The 5,793-nt window shown below is 65.1% G+C and carries 6 protein-coding genes; all 6 read left to right on the top strand.

Annotated features, from left to right (window positions below; translation table 11 throughout):
• Positions 1-138 precede the first annotated feature (138 nt).
• Positions 139-363 carry a DUF2635 domain-containing protein gene (locus DYI24_RS19810; RefSeq protein WP_164573524.1) on the top strand — a complete coding sequence of 75 codons (225 nt, stop codon included), beginning with the start codon at positions 139-141 and terminating at the stop codon, positions 361-363.
• 6 nt (positions 364-369) lie between these two features.
• Positions 370-1,878: a phage tail sheath C-terminal domain-containing protein gene (locus DYI24_RS19805; protein WP_164573523.1), complete on the top strand. Its 1,509-nt coding sequence runs from the start codon at positions 370-372 to the stop codon at positions 1,876-1,878.
• A 67-nt stretch (positions 1,879-1,945) separates the two neighbouring features.
• Positions 1,946-2,335 carry a phage tail tube protein gene (locus DYI24_RS19800; protein WP_164573522.1) on the top strand — a complete coding sequence of 130 codons (390 nt, stop codon included), beginning with the start codon at positions 1,946-1,948 and terminating at the stop codon, positions 2,333-2,335.
• Positions 2,336-2,341: 6 nt separating this feature from the next.
• Positions 2,342-2,704: a hypothetical protein gene (locus DYI24_RS19795; protein ID WP_164573521.1), complete on the top strand. Its 363-nt coding sequence runs from the start codon at positions 2,342-2,344 to the stop codon at positions 2,702-2,704.
• Positions 2,705-2,834: 130 nt separating this feature from the next.
• A complete protein-coding gene (locus DYI24_RS19790) occupies positions 2,835-4,721 on the top strand; it encodes a phage tail tape measure protein (RefSeq protein ID WP_164573520.1) in 1,887 nt (628 codons plus the stop codon).
• Between the two features lie 3 nt (positions 4,722-4,724).
• A partial coding sequence (locus DYI24_RS19785) for a DNA circularization N-terminal domain-containing protein (RefSeq protein WP_164573519.1) occupies positions 4,725-5,793 on the top strand: 1,069 nt, incomplete at its 3' end.

Genomic DNA, 5,793 nt, shown 5'->3' with positions numbered 1-5,793 from the left:
TCGCTGCAGCGCTCGAACCCAAGCCGCTGACGCCGCTCGAAGGCGTCGACATCGCCGTGAACGCCGCCGGCGCCGATCGTGACGCCGTGCCTGACATCGGCGTTCCCATCGACTTCCCGAACCAGGACTGAGGGGATCATGACCGAGTCGATCTACGTGAAGCCGCGGGAAGGCGGCCGCGTCCGCATGCCGGAACGCAACTACAACGTGATGCCGGCGGAAGGCGCGACGGTGCCGCGCGTGGACTACTACGAACGCCTGTTGATCGGAGGCGATATCTCGATCGCAGATCCTCCGCCCGCGAAGCCCGCCACCCCACCCGAGAGCAAGCCGGCGGAAGAGACCGCCAAGACGAAGGAGTAATCCGCCATGGCAGTCGCGTTCAATTCGATCCCGTCGAACGTTCGCGTTCCGCTGTTCTATGCCGAGGTCAATGCCGGTCAGTCCCCCTATCAGGGGCCCAGCCGCACCTTGCTGATCGGCCAGAAGCTGTCGACCGGCAGTGCGACCGTGAACGTCCCGATCATCCTGTCGGGTGATCCGCAGTCGCTGGTCGGCGCCGGCTCGATGCTGGCCGAAATGGCTGTCTGGGCGCGGCAGAATCATCCGTTCGGCGAGATCTGGATGCTGCCGCTGGCCGATCCGTCCGGAGCCGCACAGACGTGGACCATCACCATTGCGGCGGGGCTCGCCGGGAAGTCAGGTACCCTTCCGGTCTATCTCGGCGGCGAGAAGGTCAGCATCGGCGTCGCCGCGACCGACTCGACATCCGACGCGGCCACCAATCTCGCGGCCGAGATCAACAAGGGCTACACCAAGTTCGGCCGCAGCCTGTCGTTCCCGGTCACCGCGGCGGCGGCGAGCAACGTCGTGACGCTGACGTCGCGCCACGTCGGCGCGCTGATGGCGAAATTTTCGGTGCTGAAGGATCTGGTCGGCGATGAGGGCTCGCTGCAGCAGTACCTGACCATCGCGACGGGCACTTCCGGAACCGGTGTTCCGACGCTCGGCACCGCGCTGGCTGCGCTGGGCGATATGGAATTCGACTATATCTGCTCGCCCTATGCGGACACCACGTCGCTCGACGTGATCAAGGATTTCCTCGGCGGCACCTCCGGCCGCTGGTCGCCAATCCAGCAGTTGTACGGACACTACTGCACGGTGATGTTCGACAGCTACGCGAACCTCGCTTCGTTCGGTGCCGGTCGGAACGATCCGAACGTGTCGATCCTCGGCGTTGTCGACAGCCCGTCCCCGCCGTGGCGTTGGGCGGCGGCTTATGGGGCGCGCATCGCCAGCGACAAGAACCTCGGCGGCGAAGTCGACCAGGCCTATCGCATCAGCCTGCCGGTTCAGACGCTCGATCTGGTCGGCATCCGGCCGCCGCAGTCGCGTGTCAACTGGTTCTCAATCACCCAGCGCAATACGCTGTATCAGGACGGAATTTCCGGTTTCAAGGTGGCCGCCGACGGCACGGTGATGCTCGATCGGGTGATTACCACCTATCTGACCAACGCCTACGGTCAGCCGGATATTACTTGGCTGGACATCGAGACGCGGCTGCAGATGGTGTACTTCGTGCGCTACATGCGGCAGCGCATCACGCAGAAGTACGGCCGCTGTGCGCTGGCTGACGACAACCCGAGCGCAAATCCAGGCATCGTCACCGCCAAGATCCTGAAGGCTGAAGCGGTGCACGCTTACGTCGAGCTGGAGGCCGGCGGCCTGGTCGAGAACTCGGATCTGTTCGCGCGGCGCCTGGTGGTCGAGCGTTCGTCCGATCCGAACCGCGTCAACGCCTATCTGCCGGTCGACACCGTGAACCAGTTCCGCGTGTTCGCCGCGAACGCCACGACCTTCCTGCAGTACCCGGCCTGATGGCCATCCGGTGCGGCTATCGCTGCGCCGCTCACCCCCTCCATTTCTGCACAGCGGAGTTTAGGCCATGTCTCACACGGCAGGCGGTCGGGTTTCGACCGTCATCAACGGCGTTCCTTATTCGGCCCGCGGCGAGATCACGCTGTCGCCGTCGAACATCTCGAACGAGTCCGGGGTCAACCAGGACGGCACTGTCTATCGCATTGTGAAGCCGAAGGCGCGGAAGGCCGAATTGACGTTCGACCGCTTCGTCACCGTCGACGATCGCCCACTGATCTGGGACGAGCGCGTCATGAACCTGATGAACATCCCGGTCACCTTCGTCGAGGATGATACAGGCCTCACGCACATTCTCTCCGGCTCGTTCTTCGAGGGTGAGCCGCAGGGCAATCTGGCGACCGGCGAGGTCAGCGGGCTCTCAATCGCAGCCAGCGGTTACAAGACGTTGAACGGCTGATCTGTCATGGCCGAGTTCACACGAGATCCCGACGGCTCGCGCACGCGCCAGCTGATCAAGCCGATCGCCGGCCATGGCGAGGCGGTCATCAAGGCCATTCGGCTGCGGCCGCCGCGCTATCGCGACATCATGGCCCACGGCGATCCCACGCAGCTGATCGTGATGGAAGGCGCTGCGCTGCCTAATACCGACATGGGCACGATCGGAAAGTACATCGCGGCGCTCTCGCTCGATGCTGCGACCGGCGACAAGATCGACCCCGGCCTGCTCGAGCAGGTCGATTACCGAGACGCTTTGGCGCTTACGGAGGCGGTCGAGGATTTTTTCAAGGCGGCGTCGCGGGCTGCCACGCCGCCGCTGACGAACTGATCTTCGGTCTCGGGTTTGGCGTCGAAACCGTAGGCGCCATGGAACCTCACGAGATGTTCGATTGGCTCGACCGGTGGGTCGAGTGGGAGAGGCGACGCCGCGCGCGCCAGAAGCGAAAGCGAAAGAGCTGATGAAGTCGATCGAGGCCCGCGCAGTTATCAGTGCCGCCGACCGCACCGGAGGTGTGTTCGAGGGCATCGCGCGACGCCTGCGAAACCTCGTCGGTGTTGCCGATAACGCCAGTCGCCGCGTCGCGGCGGCAGGCAGTGTGGCAGCGGCGGCCGAGCGTGCCGGCTATGCGGGGGGGCGTCTTGGCGGAGCGGCCGGGCTTGCGGCAGGTCGCCTCGCTGTCGGCGCGGCTGCGCGTGTGCTGGCGCCGGCGGCGGCTGTCTATGGGGGTGTCCAATCGGTCAAGCGCTTCGCCGATACCGATATGGCACTCACCCGCATCGGCATCACAGCCGATGCGACGGACGAGCAGATCACCAAGCTCAACAAGTCGGTGCGTGATCTCGCCTTTGAGTCGGGCAAGTCGTTCGACGAAGTTACCAAGGGCCTGGACAGCCTGGTTGCCGGCGGCATGGACCTGCCGCAGGCGATGCCAGCCTTGCCGGCGATCGTTAAGACGGCGCAGGCTGCCGGTGCTGAAGTCAGCGACATGGCCAACACGACGTTGGCGTTGAACCAGGCCCTCGGCATCGCCACGGACAAGATGCAGTCGTCGTTCGACGTTCTGGTCACCGGCGGTAAGGCGGGCAAGTTCGAGCTGAAGGACATGGCCCGCTACATGGCCTCGATCGCGCCGGCTGCGGCTGCGATTGGCCTGAAGGGCGAGGCCGGGCTCAAGACCATCGTCGCGATGATGCAGACGATCCGCGCAGGCACTGGCACATCGGAAGAGGCTGCGGCTTCGCTGCAGAACATCTTCGCGAAAATGGAGAGCGAGACCACCACGGGCAAGTTCGAGAAATTCGGTATCGACCTGCGCAAGGAAATGGACAAGGCGCGGAAGTCGGGGCGCGACCTGTTGACGGTGTTCCTCGAGCTCACCGAAAAGGCGACCAAGGGCGATCTATCGAAGATCCCGCAACTGTTCACCGATATGGAGTTCGCTCGCGGCATGCGGGCGCTGATGCAGTATCGGGACCTGATGAAGGAGGTCACCGAGAAGCTCGGCAAGTCGTCCGGCTCGGCGATGAAGGATTTCGAGCGTGTGCTGGATCGGCCCAAGGTTGCGGTCGATCGCCTCTCGGAGAGTTTCGACCGGCTGAAGGAAGCCGCCGGCGCCGCGCTCGATGCGCTGGGCGTCTCGAAGGGCATGGATTGGGTCGCTCGCAAGACCGAGGAGGCGATCGAGTATCGCAACAAGCCGGAGGTCGAGCGCGCCCGCGTCCGTGCGGAAACAGACCGTAAGGCCGGGCTCGAAAAAGAGAAGGCCGCGGTCCAGGAGAAGATCCGGCTCTACGAGTCGTTCGGTAACAACACCGATCCGTCGGTGATGGACCGGATCAAGGGGCACCCCGGCGCCAACATCGGGAAGCTGTTGGCGGATCTGCGGCTGAAGCTCTTGGCGATCGAGGGCGCCATGTCGGCGGCGTCGCCGGAAGATTTGCCGCCGATCATGTCGGAGAAGGAAATCGAGGCTGTCAGGGCCGCGCAGGAAGAGCTTCGCAAAAAGAGCGAAGCCGAGGCGGCGAGGCAGCAGCAGAAGAACGCCCGCCCGGGCACGCCGCTGCCGCAGTCGGATCCGCGCAAGGCGCGACCGTGGGAGGGCAACATTCTCGATCTGCCGCCGGTGAAGGCGGAGCTGACTGGTAGCGCCGAGGTCAAGGGCGAGACGACGGTGAAGGTCGAGGTTGAGGTGAAGCCGACCCCCGAACTGATCCAGGCTGTGGCGTCGGCCAAGGCGAACGCCGCAAAGCTCAGCGGCATGATCAGCGCAAACGGTGCCGGATCGACCGGACGTTCTTCGCCCGATGCTGCGCCTGGCGGCAAGGGCGTATCTGGTGGGCGGTGATCGATGACTGTCGCGCGCGATTGGACGAAGACCCTCTGGCCGGCGTCCTACAAGGGCGTTCCGTTCTGGGTCGAGAACGACGCCGAAGAAGGCGGCCGTCGGATCGTCGTGCATCAATTCCCGATGCGCGACGACCCGTTCCTCGAGGATCTCGGCGAAGATAAACGGACGTTCGAGGTGGTGGCTTACGTCGCCTCCGACAGCGCCGACGTCGACGCCACGACGGTCGTCGCCATTTGCCTGACCCGTGGCCCCGGCATCCTGGTGCTGCCGGCGCACGGTCCGATCCGTGTTCGTGGTAATGGCGCCCGCCGCTACCGCGAGCGGGATATGGCTGGCTATATCGCGCTGCGCCTCAACTTCATCCGAGAGGGTGCGGCGGGCGCGCTGGTCTCGGTGGCGATGTTGGCCAATCGGGTGTTCTTGGCAGCCGACGCCATCGCCGGCGCGATCTCGGCGGCCTTCGTGGCCAACGTGACGCCGGCAAACCCCGACTTCGTCTTCGACGAGGCGGTGGCGGCGACGCAGGACTCACTTGCGGTGCTGGAAACGGTGCGCAGCACCGAGCCGGTCGAGGTAGTAGCCAGCGGCGTGCAGCGCAACGCGATCCAGGCGCTGTTCGATGGTGTGGCAGGCCTGATTGCCGATCCGCAGACCATCGCCAGCGTACCGGCCGGCATTGTCGCGATTGCGCGCGCATTGGGCGATGCGCTCCCGGCCGATCGGGCGATCGCAGCATTCCGATCGGTCGCGGTCGAACCGTCACTGCAGGCTTATCCGGTCAGCGCGCGCTACGCCACGCCCGCGGCGGCCGCCGCGGCGGCAAACCGGGATGCGGCCTATCGCGCCCTGCGGCTGGCGGCCCTGACCGCTTTCGCGGAAGCGGTTGCCCGCGCCGAATTGAGGGATCGGCCGAGCGGCATTCGGCTGCGAGCCGAGGCTGCCGAGTTGTTCGAAAGTGAGCTGCTCGATCTCTCTGCAACTGAGATCGATCTGGCTAGAGCCATCGGGGCGATCCGCGACGCGGTTATCGAGTATCTGTCGCGGATGGTGCTCGATCTCGCGCCGGTGC

The sequence above is a fragment of the Rhodopseudomonas sp. BR0C11 genome (assembly GCF_010820945.1).
Classification (GTDB): Bacteria; Pseudomonadota; Alphaproteobacteria; order Rhizobiales; family Xanthobacteraceae; genus Rhodopseudomonas; species Rhodopseudomonas palustris_H.
This window is presented reverse-complemented; position numbering and strand designations above follow the sequence as displayed.

What these genes read in the sequence shown, in the direction of transcription:
- DYI24_RS19810 (WP_164573524.1), top strand. Translation starts at nt 139, where the DNA reads ATGACCGAGTCGATCTACGTGAAGCCGCGGGAAGGCGGCCGCGTCCGC.
- DYI24_RS19805 (WP_164573523.1), top strand. Translation starts at nt 370, where the DNA reads ATGGCAGTCGCGTTCAATTCGATCCCGTCGAACGTTCGCGTTCCGCTG.
- DYI24_RS19800 (WP_164573522.1), top strand. Translation starts at nt 1,946, where the DNA reads ATGTCTCACACGGCAGGCGGTCGGGTTTCGACCGTCATCAACGGCGTT.
- DYI24_RS19795 (WP_164573521.1), top strand. Translation starts at nt 2,342, where the DNA reads ATGGCCGAGTTCACACGAGATCCCGACGGCTCGCGCACGCGCCAGCTG.
- DYI24_RS19790 (WP_164573520.1), top strand. Translation starts at nt 2,835, where the DNA reads ATGAAGTCGATCGAGGCCCGCGCAGTTATCAGTGCCGCCGACCGCACC.